16 protein-coding genes are annotated in these 17,624 nt (G+C 67.3%); 11 read left to right on the forward strand and 5 right to left on the reverse strand.

Features of this window, described 5'->3' with window-relative positions:
- Positions 1-447: 447 nt before the first annotated feature.
- From CDA09_RS22435 to CDA09_RS22450, 4 genes are read left to right on the forward strand one after another with little or no spacing between them, the layout of a single operon-like run.
- Complete coding sequence (locus CDA09_RS22435) at positions 448-681, forward strand: hypothetical protein (protein ID WP_121430546.1); 234 nt, start codon at positions 448-450, stop codon at positions 679-681.
- Positions 682-731: 50 nt separating this feature from the next.
- Complete coding sequence (locus CDA09_RS22440) at positions 732-1,052, forward strand: Mor transcription activator family protein (protein ID WP_164844459.1); 321 nt, start codon at positions 732-734, stop codon at positions 1,050-1,052.
- Positions 1,049-1,789 carry a hypothetical protein gene (locus CDA09_RS22445; RefSeq protein ID WP_121430548.1) on the forward strand — a complete coding sequence of 247 codons (741 nt, stop codon included), beginning with the start codon at positions 1,049-1,051 and terminating at the stop codon, positions 1,787-1,789. Before CDA09_RS22440 ends, CDA09_RS22445 begins: the two co-directional genes overlap by 4 nt.
- 14 nt (positions 1,790-1,803) lie before the next feature.
- Positions 1,804-4,959: a phage tail length tape measure family protein gene (locus tag CDA09_RS22450; RefSeq protein ID WP_121430549.1), complete on the forward strand. Its 3,156-nt coding sequence runs from the start codon at positions 1,804-1,806 to the stop codon at positions 4,957-4,959.
- A 2-nt stretch (positions 4,960-4,961) separates the two neighbouring features.
- Here CDA09_RS22450 and CDA09_RS22455 read toward each other — a convergent pair whose 3' ends face one another.
- The gene (locus CDA09_RS22455; RefSeq protein ID WP_121430550.1) at positions 4,962-5,276 is read right to left on the reverse strand and encodes a hypothetical protein; all 315 of its coding nucleotides are present in this window, start codon (positions 5,274-5,276) and stop codon (positions 4,962-4,964) included.
- A gap of 43 nt (positions 5,277-5,319) precedes the next feature.
- Here CDA09_RS22455 and CDA09_RS23220 point away from each other — a divergent pair, with 43 nt between their 5' ends.
- The 6 genes from CDA09_RS23220 to CDA09_RS22485 all read left to right on the forward strand — a co-directional run bounded on the left by CDA09_RS23220 (position 5,320) and on the right by CDA09_RS22485 (position 9,154).
- The gene (locus CDA09_RS23220; protein WP_128106590.1) at positions 5,320-6,219 is read left to right on the forward strand and encodes a hypothetical protein; all 900 of its coding nucleotides are present in this window, start codon (positions 5,320-5,322) and stop codon (positions 6,217-6,219) included.
- A 210-nt stretch (positions 6,220-6,429) separates the two neighbouring features.
- Entirely contained in the window at positions 6,430-6,777 is a 348-nt protein-coding gene (locus CDA09_RS22465) for a phage virion morphogenesis family protein (protein WP_164844460.1), read from the forward strand.
- A 114-nt stretch (positions 6,778-6,891) separates the two neighbouring features.
- Positions 6,892-7,074 (forward strand): hypothetical protein, encoded by a 183-nt coding sequence (locus CDA09_RS22470; RefSeq protein ID WP_121430553.1) that lies wholly within the window; start codon positions 6,892-6,894, stop codon positions 7,072-7,074.
- Positions 7,075-7,167: 93 nt separating this feature from the next.
- The gene (locus CDA09_RS22475) at positions 7,168-7,491 is read left to right on the forward strand and encodes a cupredoxin domain-containing protein (protein WP_121430554.1); all 324 of its coding nucleotides are present in this window, start codon (positions 7,168-7,170) and stop codon (positions 7,489-7,491) included.
- A gap of 6 nt (positions 7,492-7,497) precedes the next feature.
- Complete coding sequence (locus CDA09_RS22480; RefSeq protein ID WP_121430555.1) at positions 7,498-8,319, forward strand: FTR1 family iron permease; 822 nt, start codon at positions 7,498-7,500, stop codon at positions 8,317-8,319.
- Positions 8,320-8,422: 103 nt separating this feature from the next.
- Entirely contained in the window at positions 8,423-9,154 is a 732-nt protein-coding gene (locus CDA09_RS22485; protein WP_121430556.1) for a hypothetical protein, read from the forward strand.
- Positions 9,155-9,237: 83 nt separating this feature from the next.
- On the opposite strand, the gene CDA09_RS22490 is transcribed toward CDA09_RS22485, so the two are convergent.
- The 4 genes from CDA09_RS22490 to CDA09_RS22505 form a co-directional block, all read right to left on the reverse strand.
- Positions 9,238-9,717 carry a ProQ/FINO family protein gene (locus tag CDA09_RS22490; protein WP_121430557.1) on the reverse strand — a complete coding sequence of 160 codons (480 nt, stop codon included), beginning with the start codon at positions 9,715-9,717 and terminating at the stop codon, positions 9,238-9,240.
- Positions 9,718-10,055: 338 nt separating this feature from the next.
- Complete coding sequence (fdhF, locus tag CDA09_RS22495; RefSeq protein WP_121430558.1) at positions 10,056-12,863, reverse strand: formate dehydrogenase subunit alpha; 2,808 nt, start codon at positions 12,861-12,863, stop codon at positions 10,056-10,058.
- Positions 12,860-14,656, reverse strand: coding sequence for an NAD(P)H-dependent oxidoreductase subunit E (locus CDA09_RS22500; RefSeq protein WP_121430559.1), 1,797 nt, complete (start codon positions 14,654-14,656; stop codon positions 12,860-12,862). Before CDA09_RS22500 ends, fdhF begins: the two co-directional genes overlap by 4 nt.
- A gap of 249 nt (positions 14,657-14,905) precedes the next feature.
- Positions 14,906-15,805, reverse strand: a complete 900-nt coding sequence (locus CDA09_RS22505) for a LysR family transcriptional regulator (RefSeq protein ID WP_121430560.1) — start codon at positions 15,803-15,805, stop codon at positions 14,906-14,908.
- Between the two features lie 167 nt (positions 15,806-15,972).
- Here CDA09_RS22505 and gpmI point away from each other — a divergent pair, with 167 nt between their 5' ends.
- Positions 15,973-17,616 carry a 2,3-bisphosphoglycerate-independent phosphoglycerate mutase gene (gene gpmI, locus CDA09_RS22510; RefSeq protein WP_121430561.1) on the forward strand — a complete coding sequence of 548 codons (1,644 nt, stop codon included), beginning with the start codon at positions 15,973-15,975 and terminating at the stop codon, positions 17,614-17,616.
- Positions 17,617-17,624 lie beyond the last annotated feature (8 nt).

A 17,624-nucleotide genomic window follows, 5' to 3' on the forward strand; every position in this document is an offset into this window, starting at 1 on the left:
TTTCGGATATCTCCCTTCCGCCTCCGAAAGCGCTTACAGTTGGCCGGCGAGCGCAGCGCGAAACCGGTAGGGACGCGCCCCTGTGACCGACGTTAGCGACGCCGAGGCAGCCGATACAAGCCGGAGTGTTGAAAAGCTGCGCTCGCGGCCTTCCTCGCTGCCCACTCCGGGCAAGGCGGCACGGATCCGCCGACGGGGCGTAATCGCCCCCTGAAAGGGCTGCAGTGTCGCGGAGGGACGGTGGCTCACTGCCGGGCTGTTCGCGGTCGGTAAATGTTTATAAACGCCATCCGCCGCCCATCCTTTTCGGGCGCGCCTTGTCAGCTCTTGCTGACCTCTCTCCAAGCTCGAAGCCACCACCGTAATTGAAGCGCTTCAATAGCCATGGCGTATCGAAACGCCGATGCTCATCACGGCGTTGACGCATTTCATGGAGGTGGGACAACGATGGAAGTTTTAACCGCCTTGGCGATGATGGTGGTGTCCTACACGGTCGCCTACCTCACCCGGCCGAAGCCCACCAAGCCGAAACCGGCGTCGCTGTCCGAATTCGACCTGCCGGTCGCCGAAGAGGGCACGCCGCAGTGCGTGATCTTCGGCGACGTGTGGACAGGCGACTGGCAGGTGCTGAGCTACGGGAATTTCCGCACTCGCCCGATCAAGACGAGCAACGGCAAGTGACTGCGATGGGGGACGATGACTCGATGTACCAGCCTACTTCAGGTGGAGTGATGGCAGACGAATATCAGGACACATTCCTTGGAAGAATGTCGAGCGTCCTGGGTGATGAACTCGGGAAATACGTGCCCGTTCAAGCGGAAGCGGTCCCTGATGTAGTCGCCCGGTGCATTTCACGGATGCAGGCCGAGTTTGGTGGCGAACAGCCCTACCTGCCGAAGTACCCGAACGGCAAGCCCGAGGCGCTTGCCAAGCAGGTCTTCGATGCTTTCGACGGGCGGAACTGGCGTGAGCTTGCCAAGCGATTCGGCAAAACCGAGCGATGGATCAGGACGATGATTAGGGTGCACCGAAACACAATGAGGAAACCATGACCGAGCAAGAACGTAGCACCAAGACTTCCGACCTTCAGGTTGCGCTGAGCGACGAGTGCGCCGCGGTTCTTCTCCAGCAGCAGAAGATTCTCGAGATCGAGCGCGAGCTGGATCGCACGATGACGGCAATCACGTCGCAGCGCGAGACCGTTGACCGCCTGAGAAAGTCGTTGCCGGATAAGGAGGCGCTGGAACGTCGCTTCGACGATCTGCTTGTCCGCGTTGCGACGGGTGGCGCCGGCGATGACGATTTGGCGCAGGTGGATGATGAGATCAAGGGCGCACAGGCCGAGATCGATCGCATCGGCCCCGAAATTGTACGCAGCGAACGGACTGCTGCCGCCTTGGCCCGCAATGCCGATGCGCTTTGCGCCGAGGTGATGAAGCTCAAGCAGGAGAAAGCGGGGCTGATCACGCGCTTCCTGATCGCCGAGGCAGAAGCGGAGTGTCAGCGCTATGTGGAGGCCGGAAAGGCCGCGGCAGAAGCCTACATGCGGCTGCTTGCTCTCGACGGGATGCTGTCGAGACGTGGGCGACACCCCTTCCACGCGCGTGCAGAGCGGATGCACCTGCCGCGATTCAACCTGGCCGCCTGCAACGTGGAGAAGGGGCATTGGTTCTTGCGCGACGTGCTGTTCACCGTGGATGACCGTTTCGATCGAGAGCGTTCGCTTGAACGGGTGGCGGCCGAGTATCGGTCGCTGCAGGGCAAGTACGGTATCGAGTTTGACGACTGAGGGCGGGATTCGTCATGGCCGCTCGTGGTGACCTGACCGTTGCGCTGAAGCTGCAGGCCGATGTGGCCGAGGCGGTCAAGCGCCTGGGCGATGTCGAGTCGGCAATCGGGCGGGTCGAGAAGGCCGGCGACACGGCCGGGAGGGCCTCGGCCGTCAATGGCCTTGCGCAGGCCGCAACTGCGGCGGCGCAAGGCGCGCAGACCGCGACCGCAGCCACCAAGACGTGGCACGACTTCGTGCGCGAGCGCATGGGGCCGCTCATGCGGCAGTTTGCCCAGGATAGCGCGACCCATGCCGAGGCTCATACGCGCGCCATCCGCCAGATCGGCGCCGAGTGGAAGGAATACAAGGCGGCATTGGCGAGCGGCACCACCCAGGGTGCGCAGGCCGTCCGCGACGTGTCGCAGGTCACCGAGGGGGCGGCGGCGGCGCAGCAGCAGCTCGGTCACGCTACGGTCGTTGTTGCCCAGCGGATGAAGGGGGCGACGATCACTGCCGGGCAGTATGCGCAGGCGATGCGTCAGCTGCCGATGCAGATGACCGACGTCGTCACCAGTCTGGCGAGTGGTATGCCGATCTGGATGGTGGCGATCCAGCAGGGTGGGCAGATCCGGGATTCGTTCGGTGGCGTCGGCCTGGCGTTGCGTGCGCTCATGGGGGCGATCAATTCTGCGACGGTCGGCTTCGCGGCGCTGGCCGGTACGGGCGTCGCGTTGGCGGCGGCCTACAACCGGGCCGAGGAAGAAGCGCGCGCCTACACCCTCGCGGTCGAGACCACCGGCAACGCGGCCGGCGCCACGCGCGGCCAGATCGAGGCGCTGGCAGCCGAGGCGCACCGGACCAGTGGCATCAGCACCGGCGCCGCGCGCGAGATCGCGGTGGCGATGGTGCAGTCGGGGCAGCTCGGCATCGACACCATCGGCAACCTGACCCAGAGCGTCGAGACCTACGCGGCGGTCACGGGGCAGAGCAACCGCCAGGCCGCCGCAGCGCTGGCGGCGATGTTCGTGAAGCCGGCCGAGGCGGCAGAAAAGCTCAACCGGCAATTTCACTTCCTGTCTCCTGAACAGGAGAAGTACATCCGCCAGCTGGAGGAGCAGGGGCGGACGGAAGAGGCGCAGATCGAACTGTCGCGCCGGCTGGCCGAACGGCTTGACGATCTGCGTGACCGCAGCCTGCAGCCACTGCAGCGCGCATGGGACTCGGTCGGGCGTGCCGCGGCGGAAGCCTGGGACCGGTTCGGCTCCCGCTTTCGCGATCCGACAACTGAGGACCAGATTGCGGCGCAAACCAAGGAAGTCGCCCGGCTGCGCGCGGCCGCAAGCCGCGACCCGAACGCGCACGAGTCGATGCTGTTGCCGTCGAACGCCCGGCAGCTCGAAAAGGCCGAAGCCGAACTCGCGCGGCTGCAGACGCAGCAGCAAGCCGAACAGCAGAAGGCGGCCGACGATCGCGCGAACACGCTGCGCGACCAGGCGCGCGAGGCGGCGGACAAGAGCTGGGAGCGCCGCAACGAGAGCCTGAAGAACTGGCGCGAGCGCCTCGCCGAGGAGACGGCCAAGATCCGCGCCGAGGGCGCCACGCTCGGCAAGACGCAGGCGGAGATCGACCAGCAGATCGCCCGCGCGGCCGAGCGGCTGACGCCGAAGGGTGCGAAGCGGACGAAGGTCGATCCGGCCGAAACGGCCTTCCAGTCACAGCTGCAATCGCTGACCCTGGCCCGCGCCGAGGCGGAACAGCGCCTGAAGAATGCGCAGGAAGGGGTGGTCGAGAGCCGGGACAAGGCTACCACTCGCCTCGAGGCATGGATCGGCGTCAACCGCAATGCGCAAAAGCTGAGCGACGCCGACATTGCGCGCCTGCGCGAGCAGGCTGCTGCGACCGATGCCGCCGCGAAGGCCACCGACGCGCTGACCGAGGCGAAGAAGCGCGACGAGCGCATCGACAGTGGCATGGAGCAGGTCAATGCCGAGTTGCTCGAGGCGACCGGGCGCGGTGCCGAGGCGGCGATTGCGCAGGTGGAAAGCCGTTATCGCAAACTGCGCGAGGATCTGACCGCTGCCGGAAACCAGGGCGGGCTGATCACACTCGACCTGCGCATCAACGCCGAGAAGGCGAAGGTGCAGCTCGAGGAGCTGCAGCGGGCAATCGAGAAAGTTTTTGATGGTCAGGGGCGCGGCGAGCAGAGCATCGAAGCGCAGGTCAGTGCCGGCCTCATCACCGAACTCGAAGGGCGCGAGCGCCTGGTTGAACTGCACCGCCAGACGGCCGCCACGGTTGAAGGCTACCTGCCCGCGTTGCGCGAGATGGCTGCCCTGCCCGGCCCCATGGGTGAGCAGGCCCGTGCTGCGCTGCAGACGGTCGAAACACAGCTCGTGCATCTGCGCACGACCACCGACGACCTGCGCAACGCGCTGCGCGATGGCTTGCAGAACGGCCTGCAGGAGGCCCTGCGCGGGCTGGCCGACGGCACGTTGACCCTGCGTGATGCGCTCATGACGCTGGTGCGGGGCGTCGCCCAGTCGATGGCCGATCTTGCGACGCAGCGACTCGCGCAGCAGGCCGCCAACGGCTTAATGTCGATGTTCGGCGGCGGCGAGGGTGAAACCGATATGGTGACCGGCGCTGCGGCGGTCACCGGCTCTGCCGCCGCACTCGCGGTCGCGGGGGGCTCGCTCCTCACCGGCGCCGCCGCCATTGAAGCAGCGGCCGCATCGCTTGCTGCAGCCGGCGCAGCCACTGGGGTAGCGGGCCTCGGCTTCGCCACCGGCGGCTACACCGGCGACGGCGGCAAGTATGAGCCGGCGGGCGTGGTGCACCGGGGCGAGTTCGTCACCCGCAAGGAAGTGACCCAGCAGCCTGGTGCGTTGCCCTTCCTGCATGCATTCAACGAGCTTGGAATGCATGCGTTGTTCGGATGGCGAGGATATTCAGACGGCGGTCTGGTTGGAGCACCCGCGCCGGCGCTGACTGCCCCCAGGGTCTCGGTTACACAGCTATCTGAGTCCGCCGCGCCGTCAACGACCGTGAAGAATGCCGTGAACCTGCACCTCTATGACGATCCCCAGCGCATTGCCGAAGCGGCATTCCGTTCTAAGGTCGGAGAGGAGAACTTTGTCGTAATGCTCTCACGGGATCCGGCGCGGTACCGGTCCATTCTGCAGTTGTGAGGTCAGTCGCGATGCAGCCTTTCCCGAGCAAGCAGGCCAATGATGATGTGGGCGGAACGAGCCGTTTGCCGCATGAAGATATTCCTGATCAAGGGAATGATCGTGGTCGCCTGATGTTCGCTCAGCGCCGCTCCTTCGGGGATGGCCAGGCTGCTTGCCTCGCAATCGAAAAGTTCCTCATGGTAGGTCCGGTACTCGGCCGCCACATCTTGCGCCATGGCGGGCGTCAGGCCGTTTCGTACGCATGTGTCGATGATCCAGCGCTCGATCTCCAGGAAGGAGCGGTCTTGATACGGGAAATCGATTACGTCGCCCATCGGCCATCATCCAATTTGAAAAGTGCCGTTAGAGGGAACCATCATGAACGAACGACCGCCACTTGACGATCACGAGATCGACCGTAGGGCGAGGCAGTATGCTCTCGCTCATCGAGTCGATTATGCCGACGCAGTTAAGGCAGTAGTCGAATTCTCCGCACCGCCCGACAACGCGGCGCCATCTCGTGCCCCGGTGTCAGACAACGCGGCGAAGGCTGCGGAAGCAGCTTTGGATGCGAAGGCGAGACAATACGCCCTGGAACACGGGGTGAGATATGCCGACGCTTTGCAGCACGTTCTGACGGCACCTGCCCTGCCGCGACAGGGGAGCGAAAGTCTGGACACGGCTGGAGGTGATGTTGCCATTGACCGCAGAGCAAGCGCCTATGCACGTCGATTTGGCGTGAGCTACTCGGAAGCACTTGACCACGTTTGCCACTCGGATAGTGCAGGCTCTCCCGGTTTGGTCGCCTGCTTTAGCGAGATGGATGGCTCGATGGCGATCCCGACCCTGAAGCAAATGATGGAGGGGCAATGGATCGAGATTTTCAAGTCCGGCAAGCATGTTTCGAGTGACGGCGAATCGATCGACTTCACCGTGGAAGATGTGAAGGCCATCGCAGACGGCTATCAACCTCACATCAGGGAGGCTCCCCTGGTTGAAGGACATCCGGTACTTGATGCGCCTGCCCAGGGCTGGGTAGATGCTCTGAAGGCTACCCCTGACGGAAAGCTTCTGATGCGGGCGAGGCAGGTCAATCCTGAGTTCGCGGAGCGCGTCAAGGCTGGACGCTTCAAGAAACGAAGCGCCGCATTTTATCGCCCAGGCGAACGCTCGAACCCGAGTGGCGGGGCGTGGTACCTGAGGCACGTTGGTTTTCTCGGTGCGCACCAGCCCGCGATTGCGGGGCTTCGCGATATCGTTTTCGGGCCGGTGCACTAATCGAAGCCTGATCGGATCGCCTGAATGCGGGCCCTGGCGATGATGTTGTACCCGCGGAAGTGCGCGATGCCGGGCGCACGAATGAGTTTCCTGGTCGGCCTTGAGGGGGGGGCGTGTTCTGCCTACGCCGTGGCACCCTACCCCGTCAGCCGGCTATCAGTCGTAGGCCCAGGCGGTTTTGCACACACCCTTGATTTGGAGTCCCATCCCATGATCGGCGCCGGCGGCGCCGCGCGCGACTATGCCGCCATCCACCAGTTCGGCGGTACCATCGACCGCGCGCCGTACTCGACCAAGGTTCGCCATCGGACCGACGCGAAGGGGAATCTCGTGCGACATGGCGGGGGGAAGAATCTGGCGGTCTTCGCCCGTCAGAAACGTGATCCGCACGAGCAGTTCCGGGAGACTTGGGCGTCAGTCGACGCATACCAGATCACCATCCCGGCCCGCCCGTACCTGCCCTTCACCGGAACATCGGCTGGCGCCACCCTCCAACCCGAGGCCGCCCAGTCTGTCCTCGACGTGATGATGCGCATGCTGAGAGACTCGCTGGCGTGACATGCCGACAGGGTGGCGCCACGGCCCCCGCTTCGATCGAGCAGCGATCGATGCTGAGCTATGGGAATCTGCGCGCCTTCCCGATCAAGACGTCAAGCGGCAAATGAGCGACCTGTGACGGTTGGGCGTTTCCTGCTTGTCAAATTTGTTTCCTTCTATTCAAACTGGCCGGTGCTTGTTTATCTCGCTGGCAGGGCGGCATTTATCGCGCGCGGCTTTACCGAGCGCGCGGCCGGGCGCCTGCTCGCCGGCCTCGGCCGCGACGGCGAGGACTGCGAACGCGGCGCAAACGGGTGATTTTCCCCACCCGACCTTAAGAAAACTTAATGTCGTGTATCGGTTGTTTTCTAATGCGAATCGTTATCATTAGTGAAACCACTGGAGCCCGACATGAATCGCATCACCCTCCTCGCTGTGCTGTGCCTGCCGCTTGCCGCCTTCGCGGCCGACCCCGCGGAGGTTCCGCTGACGATCAAGAACCATCGCTTCGAGCCCGCCGAGGTCCGCATCCCGGCCGGCCAGAAGGTCAAGCTGATGATCCACAATCAGGACAGCACGCCCGAGGAGTTCGAGAGCCACGAGCTCAACCGCGAGAAGGTTATCCCCGCCGGTGCCAAGTCGGCGATCTTCATCGGGCCGCTGCAGGCGGGGAAGTACCCGTTCTTCGGCGAATTCAATGAAGCGACCGCGCGCGGCGTGGTTATCGCGGAGTAAGGGATCATGTTCGGCGCCGCCATCATCGTCTTTCGCGAATCGCTCGAAGCGGCGCTGCTGATCGGCATCATCGCCGCCGCCGCGCGCACGCTGCCCAATCGCAACCGCTGGCTGTGGAGCGGCGTCGCTGCCGGCGTGGCCGGCGCGCTGGTGGTCGCGGCGCTCGCCGGCAGCATCGCCGAGATGGCGGGCGGCATGGGACAGGAGATGCTCAACGCGAGCATCCTCGGCCTGGCGGTGATCATGCTGGCGTGGCACAACATCTGGATGGCGCGGCACGCGCGCGAGATGGTCGATGGTGCGAAGGCGATCGTGCGCGACGTCGCTGACGGCCGGCGCGAGCTGTCGGCGATCATGCTCCTGGTCGCGATGGCCGTGCTGCGCGAAGGCTCGGAGACGGTGCTGTTCCTCTTCAGCCTCGCGTCGCAGGGCGAGTCGACCGGTCAGGTGCTGACGGGCGGCGCGCTCGGACTCGCGGCCGGCGCAGTCGTCGGCTACACGATGTACACCGGGCTGCTGCACGTGCCGGTGCGCTGGTTCTTCACCGTCACGGCCGCACTGGTGCTGCTGCTCGCGGCCGGCATGGCCGGGCAGATGGCGCGTTTCCTGATCCAGGGCGACATCCTGCCCCCGCTCGCGAATCCGATCTGGGACACCTCGGCCTGGCTGTCGTCGAACTCCGCCGGCGGCACGCTGCTGCACGTGCTCGCGGGCTATGACCCGCGCCCGAGCGCAATGCAGGCGCTGTTCTATCTCGGCACGATCGCGGTGATCGGACTGGGCATGTACCTCGTCCGCTCACCGTCGCCCGCCCGCGCTTCCGCCTGACTTTCCGTTTCCCCGGCTCCAGCGACCCCCACTCCAGCGGGGGCCGGGGCCTCGCATCGCGGCGATTTCCGCACTCTTCAACGCAACCTACGAAAGGATCAATATGAAAAAGCAGCTCCTCGCCCTGGCGGTCGCCGCCCTCGGCACGGGCTTCGCCCATGCCGGCCCGGCCGACTACATCTTCATGCCGCATGTCGAATACGGCGAGCACGAGATCGAACTGAAGGCCGGCTCGACCCGCGACCATGGCAAGGAACAAAATACCGGCGTGATCGTCGGCTACGGCCAGGGTGTGACGCCGTGGTGGTTCACGGAAGTGAACGTCGGCTTCGAGCGCGAGCCCGGCCACGCCCTCAAGTACGAGGCTTTCGAGTGGGAAAACGTGTTCCAGCTCACCGAGCCCGGCAAGTATCCGATCGACGTGGGCGTGCTGACCGAGATCGAGCGGCCGCGCAATCATGCGGAAGGCTGGGAGCTCAAGCTGGGCCTGCTGACGCAGAAAGATTTCGGCAAGGTGCAGGTAAACTTCAACGTGCTGACCGAGCGCCATTTCGACGCCGCAGAAAAAAGCGTGACCGAACTGGGTTACCAATGGCAGGTCAAGTACCGCCTGGTGCCGGCGTTCGAATACGGCCTGCAGGGCATGGGCGAAGTCGGCAAGCTGGATAAATGGGACAGTTGGCACGAGCAGAAGCACAAGGTCGGCCCGGCGATCTTCGGCAAGCTGCCGCTGGGCGGCCACCAGGCGCTGAAGTACGACGTGGGCTTCCTCTTCGGCATGACCGATGCGACGCCGGATCACACCCTGCGCACAAAACTCGAATACGAGTTCTGATCCGCGCACGGCCTCGCCCGCAGACGCCCCGCCTTCGCGCGGGGTTTTTTTTCGCCCGGGCGCAGGCCCGGGGACAGGCATCGTCAGCGTCGGGAGAACTTGCCCACGAGCTGGGCGAGCTTCTCGGTCTTGCGGCGCTCGGCTTCCTCGGCGCGCTGGCGTTCGCGTTCGGCGTCCGCCGCGGCCTTCTTGCGCTTGGCGACGTCGGCAAAGCGCTCCTTGAGCGTCTGCGCCGCGTGCTGGCGCTGTTCTTCGGTGACTTCGCCGCTTTCCTTGCCGTCGAGGTCGAAGCGCGCCGTGGCCTTCTCGACGGCCTTGAGGTAGCGCGTCGTCGCGGTGTGCGTGCGCATCGCGCTGCGGATGACCTTGCGGTCGAGGTCCGGGAAACGCTCGGCGATGGCCTTGTCGATGCGCAGCGCGAGCGGCTTCACTTCGCCGAAGGTCGGCGAGATTTCCTGAAGCTTCTGCAGCAGGCCGCGGGCGTCGAGACCGGCGGGCTTGGCTTCGGCGGCCGGGGCAACGGGCTGTTCGGCGAGGGCTTCGGGCGTTGTTTCGATGTTCATTGCGGGCGGTGCGGGAGCTGCGGACGAAAAACGGCATCATCGCATGAAAATGGCTTCCGAGACCGTAACGGGAGTGGGATTGGGGCGTCCGCGGGCGTCAGGGCCGGCACACGCAGCGCTTGTTCCGGCGCATTCGTCCGTCGGGCAGACGCTCGCGGCCTTCGGCTTCCCGGAGCGGACGCGGCTGCGGAGGCGGCGACGCAAACTCGCCGGCTGCGCCGGCTCAGACATGCGTCACCTTGTTTCCCCCGCAACCACGCCCGCTCCGGCGCTCATGACAGCCCGCCGGCCGAACGCACCGGCGCGCCGCGTGCGCCCGCCCTGACGGGTGACCGTGATCAGGTCTCGACGGTTTCTTTTGTGGTGATCCTGGCCGCGCAGTATTTGAACTCGGGGATCTTGCCGAAGGGGTCGAGTGCGGGCTGGGTGAGCAGGTTCGCGGCGGCTTCGACGTAGCAGAAGGGCATGAAGATGGAGCCTTTCTGCATGCCGCGATCGGCGCGCGCCTCCAGCGTGATCGCGCCGCGGCGGGTTTCGAGCGTGATCGCGGCGCCCGAGGCGACGCCCTGCGCGGCGAGGTCGTCCGGATGCACGGTGCACCACGGCTGCGGTTCGAGCGCGTCGAGGACGTTGGCGCGGCGGGTCATCGAGCCGGTGTGCCAGTGTTCGAGGACGCGTCCGGTCGTGAGCACCATCGGGTAATCGGCGTCGGGCAGTTCCGCGGCGGGCAGCGGCGTGACGGCGACGAAGCGGGCGCGGCCGTTGGCGGTCGGGAAGTCCTCTTCGAACAGGACCGGGTAGGACGGGCCGTCCTCGGTGAACTTCGGCGAGATGGCGGCGCCTTCCGCTTCGAGCTGGGCCCAGGTGATGCCGGCGTAGGCGGGCAGCGCCTGGCGCAGTTCATCGAAGATCTCCGCGGGGCCGGCGTAGTCCCACGCGAGGCCCAGGCGCCGGGCCATCTGCTGGATGATCCACCAGTCGGGACGCGCATCGCCGGGCAGCGGCAGCACGGGCTGCGAGAGCTGCACGAGGCGGTCGGTGTTGGTGAAGCTGCCGGTCTTTTCCATCAGGGTGGAGGCGGGCAGGATCACGTCGGCGAGCATCGCCGTTTCCGTGAGGAAGAGGTCCTGCACGACGAGATGCTCGAGGCCGCCGAGCGCGGCGCGGGCGTGCGCGAGGTCGGGGTCGGACATCGCGGGGTTTTCGCCTTCGATGTACATGCCGCGGATCTCGCCCGCGAGGGTGGCATCCATGATCTCGACCACCGTCAGGCCGGGCTTGTCCGAGAGCGACGTCTGCCACAGCGCCTCGAACTTCGCGCGGATCGCGGGATCGGCGACGCGCTGGTAGTCGGGGAACATCATCGGGATCAGGCCGGCGTCGGAGGCGCCCTGGACGTTGTTCTGGCCACGCAGCGGGTGCAGGCCGGTGCCGCGGCGGCCGATCTGGCCGGTCATCAGCGCGAGTGCGATGAGGCAGCGCGAGTTGTCGGTGCCGTGCGTGTGCTGCGACACGCCCATGCCCCAGAAGATGATGCTGTTGGGGCCTTTCGCGTACAGGCGGGCGACTTCGCGCGCGGTTGCGGCGGGGATGCCGGTAATTGCTTCGACACGCTCGGGCGGGAATTGCAGCGCGGCGGCGCGGAAGGCGTCGAAGCCTTCGGTGCGGGCGGCGATGAAGGCTTCGTCGGTGAGCCCTTCCTCGATGATCACGCAGGCGAGCGACAGCAGCAGCGTGACGTCGGCGTCGGGGCGGAACTGCAGGAAGCGGTGGGCGTGGCGCGCGAGCGGGGTTTCGCGCGGGTCCATCAGGATGAGCTTCGCCCCGCGCTCGGCGGCGTTCTTCATGAAGGACGCGGCGACCGGGTGGTTCGCGGCGGGATTCGCGCCGATCACGACGATCACGTCGGCGAATTCGACGTCGCGCACGGGGTTGGACACCGCGCCGGAGCCGATGCCTTCGAGCAGCGCCGCGACCGAGGAGGCGTGGCACAGGCGCGTGCAGTGGTCGACGTTGTGCGTGCCGAAGCCGACGCGCACGAGTTTCTGGAAGAGGTAGGCTTCCTCGTTGCTGCCCTTGGCCGATCCGAAGCCTGCGAGCGCGTGCGGGCCGTGGGCGGCCTTGATGCGGGCGAGTCCGGCGGCGGCGGCGTCGAGCGCTTCTTCCCAGCTCGCTTCGCGGAAGGCGGCGAGCGGGTTGGCGGGGTCGAGGTCGACCGCTTTCGGGATGCCGGGCCTGCGGATCAGCGGCTTCGTGAGGCGCTGCGAGTGGCGCGGGTAGCCGAAGCCGTAACGGCCTTTCACACACAGGCGGCCGGCGTTGGCGGGGCCGTCGCGGCCGACGACGTGGATGATCTTCGCCTCGGGGCCTTCGCCAGCGACGTGGTAGGTGGTCTGGCAACCGACGCCGCAGTAGGGGCACAGCGAGTCGATGGCCTTCGTCTCGGCAACCGGTGCGGGCGCGGTGATGGGCTCGGCGAAGGCGCCCAGCACCGGCGCGGGTTCGGGTGCAGTCTTCGCGAGCGCCGCGGGCAGCAGCGCGCCGGTCGGACAGGCCTGCACGCATTCGCCGCAGCCGACGCACGAGGACGTGCCCATCGGGTCATCGAAGTCGAACACGATGGCACTGTCGGCGCCGCGGTGCGCGAGGCCGATCACGTCATTCACCTGTTCCTCGCGGCAGGCGCGCAGGCAGCGCGTGCACTGGATGCAGGCGGCGAGGTTCACGGCGATGCCGGGGTGGCTGCGGTCGGGAGCGGGGTTTTCACGCCGTTCGAAGCGCGATTCCTTGACTCCGAGTTCGTCGCACCAGTGCGCGAGCTCGGAGTCGGCCTTCTCGGCCTCGGCGGGCACGTCGGCACGCAGCAGTTCCAGCACCATGCGCTGCGAGGCGCGGGCGCGCTCGCTCTCGGCCTTGACCTTCATGCCGGGCTTGGGCGCGCGGCAGCACGAGGGCGCGAGCACGCGCTCGCCGTCGATCTCGACGACGCAGGCGCGGCAGTTGCCGTCGGCGCGCAGACCGTCGGTGTAGCACAGGTGCGGGATCTCGACGCCGGCGCGCTGCGCGGCCTGCAGGATGGATTCGCCGGGGGTGGCGAAGATCTCGCGCTCGTCGAGTTCGAAGCGGATCATGTCGGCGGCGTTCATTTCGCGCCCTCCTCTTTCGCAGCGCCGACTTCCTGCGGGAAGAAGCGCAGCACCGATTGCATCGGGTTCGGCGCGGCCTGTCCGAGGCCGCAGATCGAGGCGTCCATCATGGTCCGTCCGAGTTCCTTGAGGAGCCCCGCGTTCCACTGCGGCGCCTTCATCAGCGCCGCCGCCTTCGCGGTGCCGACGCGACAGGGCGTGCATTGGCCGCAGGATTCGTGGGCGAAGAACTCCATCGCGTTTTCGGCCAGCACGCGCGCCTGGTCGTGCCGCGAGAACACGACGATCGCCGCCGAACCGATGAAACAGCCGTGGGGCGCGAGCGTGTCGAAGTCGAGCGGCACGTCGGCGAGGCTCGCCGGCAGGATCCCGCCCGAGGCGCCGCCGGGGAAATAGCCGTACAACTCGTGGCCGGGGAGCATGCCGCCGCAGTGTTCGTCGACGAGCTGGCGCAGCGTGATGCCGGCGTCGGTGACGACGACGCCCGGCTTCGCGACGCGGCCACTCACCGAGAAGCTCCTGAGGCCCTTCCTGCCGTTACGGCCGAAGCTCGCGAACCAGTCGGCGCCGCGCTCGACGATGTCGCGCACCCACCACAGCGTCTCGAGGTTGTGCTCCAGCGTCGGGCGGCCGAAGAGGCCCACTTCGGCGACGTAGGGCGGGCGCAGGCGCGGCATGCCGCGCTTGCCTTCGATCGACTCGATCATCGCCGACTCCTCGCCGCACACGTAGGCGCCGGCGCCGCGGCGCAGTTCGATCGGCGGCAACTCCGGCCAGGCGGCACGCACGCGCTCCAGTTCCTCGGCGAGCAGGCGGCGCAGCGCGGGGTATTCGTCGCGGATGTAGATCCAGATGCCGGCGATGCCGACGACGCGCGCGGCGATCAGCATGCCTTCGATGAAGCGGTGCGGGTCGCTCGCGAGGTAGTGGCGGTCCTTGAAGGTGCCAGGCTCGCCTTCGTCGATGTTGATCGCCATGTTGCGCGGCACGGGCTGAGCGGCGACGGTGCGCCACTTGCGCGCGGACGGGAAACCGGCACCGCCGAGGCCGCGCAGCCCCGCGTGGTCGAGCGCCTCGATGATCGAGTCGGTCGCGCGCTCGCCGCTGCGTACCGCTTCCCACAGCGCGTAGCCACCGGCCGCGCGGTAAGCGTCGAAGCGGATCGCCTCCGGCAAGGGCTCGTCGCGTTCGCCGCTGGCGACGACCGCCGCGACCTTGTCGGCATCGGCGTTGAGCACCGGCTTCTGCCCGACGACCGCGACCGGCGCGCTGTCGCAGCGGCCGACACAGGGCACGCGCTGCACGCGCACGTCGGCGCCGAGGCGGGTCGCGAGCGACGCAGCGAGTTCCGCCCCGCCCGCCATCGCACAGCCGAGCGAGTCGCACACACGCACCGTCAGCGCGGGCGGCGCTTCCGCACCGGTCGGGACGAAATCGAAGTGGTGGTAGAAGGTCGCGACCTCGAACACTTCGGCGCGCGCGAGCTTCAGCGCCTCGGCGAGCGCGGCGAGATGGTCGGCGAAGAGTGCGCCGTGCGTGTCCTGCAGGCGGTGCAGGTACTCGATCAGACGGTCGGCGCGCGGGGCGACGTCGGCGTCGCGGTCGGGCGCGAGCGCCGCCGCAGCGGCCGCATGCGCGGATTCGGGCAGCGGTTCGCGCTTGCGACCGCGCTCCCCGCCGCCCTTTCCGACTTTTCCACCACGACCTCCTCCTGAACCCTCGCGCCCGGCAGCGGGACGACTGCCCGCTGTCCGTTCCGTCGTCCTGCCTGCCTGTTCCACAATGTTCGCCATATCGTTCGCCGCCTATGCCATCGCGCCACGCCACCGCCCGGAATGGTCCGCTCCGCGCGGAGCCCCGCGGCCCGGTCGGCTGAACGATAGTGCAGCCAACCGGGCAAGAAAAGCGGAATCTGCCGAAGGCCTGTTCGCTTTTTCCGAACGAATCTCAACCCCGCCCGCCCTGGTGCCGTTCGGGAGTTCCATCGACCCGGCATCCCGATGCCGTTCGGCGCGAACGGGGGCATCTGCTCAATTGCCGTGTCAATAACGGTTCGCGACGTCGGCCGCAAGCGTGACGGCAGCTTCGAGCACGGCATCGACCAGCGGCGAACTCGGCTCGCGCTTCAGCGTCACGAGCCCCGTCTCCCACGCGACCGATGGCTTCACCAGCGGCAGCACGCGCAGTTCCGACGGAGCGCCGACGAGTCCCAGCACGCTGCGCGGCAAAATCGTAGACCAGCGCCCGGTGCGAACGTGCGCCAGCAGGCTCAGGATCGAGTTCGTCTCCAGCCCGACGTGCGGCATGCACTCGAGGCTCTCGAACACCCGGTCGATGGTCTGGCGGTTCTGCATGTCGCGCGACAGCAGGCACAGCGGCTGGCGCCCGGCCGCCTCCCACGCGATCGCCTCGCCGGCCGGCAACGCGGACGCGGCCGTGAGGAACACGAGCTGCTCGCGCCACAGCGCGCAATAGCGAAGGTCCACCGCATCGGCGGAATGCGCATACACGACGCCGCCTTCCAGCTCGAAGTTGCGCAGCCCGTTGAGGATCGCCTGCGTGCTCGCCGAACGCACCTCGATCGCGACCGCCGGATGCGCTTCGGCGAAGGCCCCGGTCAGCGACGCGACGACCGGCAGCGCCGTCGGGATCACGCCGATGCGCAGCGGCCCGCGCAACCCGTCGCGCAGCATCCCGAGCTCGTGGCGCAGGTCGTCGGCACCGGCCGCGACACGTTTCGCGTGCGCAACGACGCACTCCCCCTCGGGCGTGAGCCCGGCGAAGCGCTGCCCGCGCACGACCAGCGCGACGCCCAGTTCGTCCTCCAGGTCGCGGATCGCCGCCGACAGCGTCGAGGGCGACACATGACAGCTCCCGGCGGCCTTGCCGAAATGCCGTTCGCGCGCGAGCGCAAGGAGATAGAGGTATTTGCGGGCGATCACGCGCTCAGGATACGGGCTCCGCCCGCACCTCGCCACCCGCCCGGCGCCGATCGCGCGGGCACCCGTCGGCGCGTGCGATTCCCGGTCCGCGACGATCTCATGCGAACAGCGCGCGCAGCTTCAGTAAAATAACGGGCTTTCCGCATCGCAACGAAGGAATCCCCAGCATGCTGCAAAAGCTCCCGTCCTTCCCCGGCATCGCCGGTCCGGTCGTCGTCATCGTCATGGACGGCTACGGCGTTCCCAAGACCGACGTGGGCAGCGCGATCGCCGCCGCGAAGAAGCCGACGCTCGACGCGCTGTTCGCCAACTTCCCGCACATGCTGCTGCGTGCGCACGGCACGGCGGTCGGCATGCCCTCGGACGAGGACATGGGCAACTCGGAAGTCGGCCACAACGCGATCGGCGCGGGCCAGGTGTACTCGCAGGGCGCGGCGCTCGTCGCCGGCGCGATCGCCTCGGGCGCGATCTGGCAGGGTGCGGCGTGGCAGCAGGTCGTCGCCGGGGCGAAGGCGGGCCGGGGCGTGCTGCACTTCATCGGCCTCTTCTCCGACGGCAACGTACACAGCCACATCGACCACCTCAAGGCGATGGTGCTGCGCGCGCGCGACGAAGGCGTGCGGGCGGTGCGCATCCACGCGCTGCTCGACGGCCGCGACGTGCCCGAGACCAGCGCGCTCGACTACGTCGAGCCCTTCGAGACCTTCCTCGCCGAGCTGCAGGCACGCGGCTTCGACGCCCGGATCGCCTCGGGCGGTGGACGCATGACGATCACCATGGACCGCTACGACGCCAACTGGAAGATGGTCGAGCAGGGCTGGCACACGCACGTGCTGGGGCGCGGCGAGCAGTTCGCGAGCGCCTCCGAGGCGGTGCGCGCACTGCGCGGGAAGCACCCCGGCACGATCGACCAGGACCTGCCGGCCTTCGTGATCGGCCAGGACGGCCAGCCGGTGGGCACCATCGAGGACGGCGACGCGGTCGTCTTCTACAACTTCCGCGGCGACCGCGCGATCGAGATCACGCGCGCCTTCGAGGAAGGCGCCGCCTTCGACAAGTTCGACCGCGTGCGCGTGCCGCGCGTGACCTACGCCGGCATGCTGCAGTACGACGGCGACCTCAAGCTGCCGAAGCGCTTCCTCGTCGATCCCCCGGCGATCCGCGACACCATGAGCGAGTGGCTGTCGAAGAGCGGCGTCGCGCAGTTCGCGTGCTCCGAGACGCAGAAGTTCGGCCACGTGACCTACTTCTGGAACGGTAACCGCTCCAACAGGTTCGACGGCGAGACCTGGGAGGAAGTGCCGAGCGACGTCGTGCCCTTCGAGCAGCGCCCGTGGATGAAAGCCGCCGAGATCACCGACGCGATGATCGCCGCACTCCGCAGCGGCCGGCACAAGGTCCTGCGCTGCAACTACGCCAACGGCGACATGGTCGGCCACTCGGGCAATTTCCGCGCGGCAACGATGTCGATCGAGGCGGTCGATCTCGCGCTGTCGCGCCTCCTGCCGGCGATCGACGCGGTCGGCGGGGTCGCGCTGATCACCGCCGACCACGGCAACGCCGACGAGATGTTCGAGCTCGACAAGAAGACCAGGCAACCGGCGCAGAACCCGGACGGCTCGTTCAAGGCGAAGACCGCGCACACGCTGAACCCGGTGCCGCTGATCCTGTACGACAAGGTCAGTGGCGGCAGGCTCGGGCTGAAGGCGCTCGAGGGTGCGGGGCTGTCGAACATCGCGGCGACGGTGGCGAACCTGATCGGCTTCGAGAAGCACGCGGCGTGGGACGCGAGCCTGCTCGATGTGCGCTGACGCGATGC

This window comes from Azoarcus sp. DN11 (assembly GCF_003628555.1).
GTDB lineage: Bacteria > Pseudomonadota > Gammaproteobacteria > Burkholderiales > Rhodocyclaceae > Aromatoleum.

Coding starts and splice junctions, on each gene's coding strand:
- CDA09_RS22435 (WP_121430546.1), top strand. CDS start 448: ATGGAAGTTTTAACCGCCTTGGCGATGATGGTGGTGTCCTACACGGTC.
- CDA09_RS22440 (WP_164844459.1), top strand. CDS start 732: ATGGCAGACGAATATCAGGACACATTCCTTGGAAGAATGTCGAGCGTC.
- CDA09_RS22445 (WP_121430548.1), top strand. CDS start 1,049: ATGACCGAGCAAGAACGTAGCACCAAGACTTCCGACCTTCAGGTTGCG.
- CDA09_RS22450 (WP_121430549.1), top strand. CDS start 1,804: ATGGCCGCTCGTGGTGACCTGACCGTTGCGCTGAAGCTGCAGGCCGAT.
- CDA09_RS22455 (WP_121430550.1), bottom strand. CDS start 5,276: ATGGGCGACGTAATCGATTTCCCGTATCAAGACCGCTCCTTCCTGGAG.
- CDA09_RS23220 (WP_128106590.1), top strand. CDS start 5,320: ATGAACGAACGACCGCCACTTGACGATCACGAGATCGACCGTAGGGCG.
- CDA09_RS22465 (WP_164844460.1), top strand. CDS start 6,430: ATGATCGGCGCCGGCGGCGCCGCGCGCGACTATGCCGCCATCCACCAG.
- CDA09_RS22475 (WP_121430554.1), top strand. CDS start 7,168: ATGAATCGCATCACCCTCCTCGCTGTGCTGTGCCTGCCGCTTGCCGCC.
- CDA09_RS22480 (WP_121430555.1), top strand. CDS start 7,498: ATGTTCGGCGCCGCCATCATCGTCTTTCGCGAATCGCTCGAAGCGGCG.
- CDA09_RS22485 (WP_121430556.1), top strand. CDS start 8,423: ATGAAAAAGCAGCTCCTCGCCCTGGCGGTCGCCGCCCTCGGCACGGGC.
- CDA09_RS22490 (WP_121430557.1), bottom strand. CDS start 9,717: ATGAACATCGAAACAACGCCCGAAGCCCTCGCCGAACAGCCCGTTGCC.
- fdhF (WP_121430558.1), bottom strand. CDS start 12,863: ATGAACGCCGCCGACATGATCCGCTTCGAACTCGACGAGCGCGAGATC.
- CDA09_RS22500 (WP_121430559.1), bottom strand. CDS start 14,656: ATGGCGAACATTGTGGAACAGGCAGGCAGGACGACGGAACGGACAGCG.
- gpmI (WP_121430561.1), top strand. CDS start 15,973: ATGCTGCAAAAGCTCCCGTCCTTCCCCGGCATCGCCGGTCCGGTCGTC.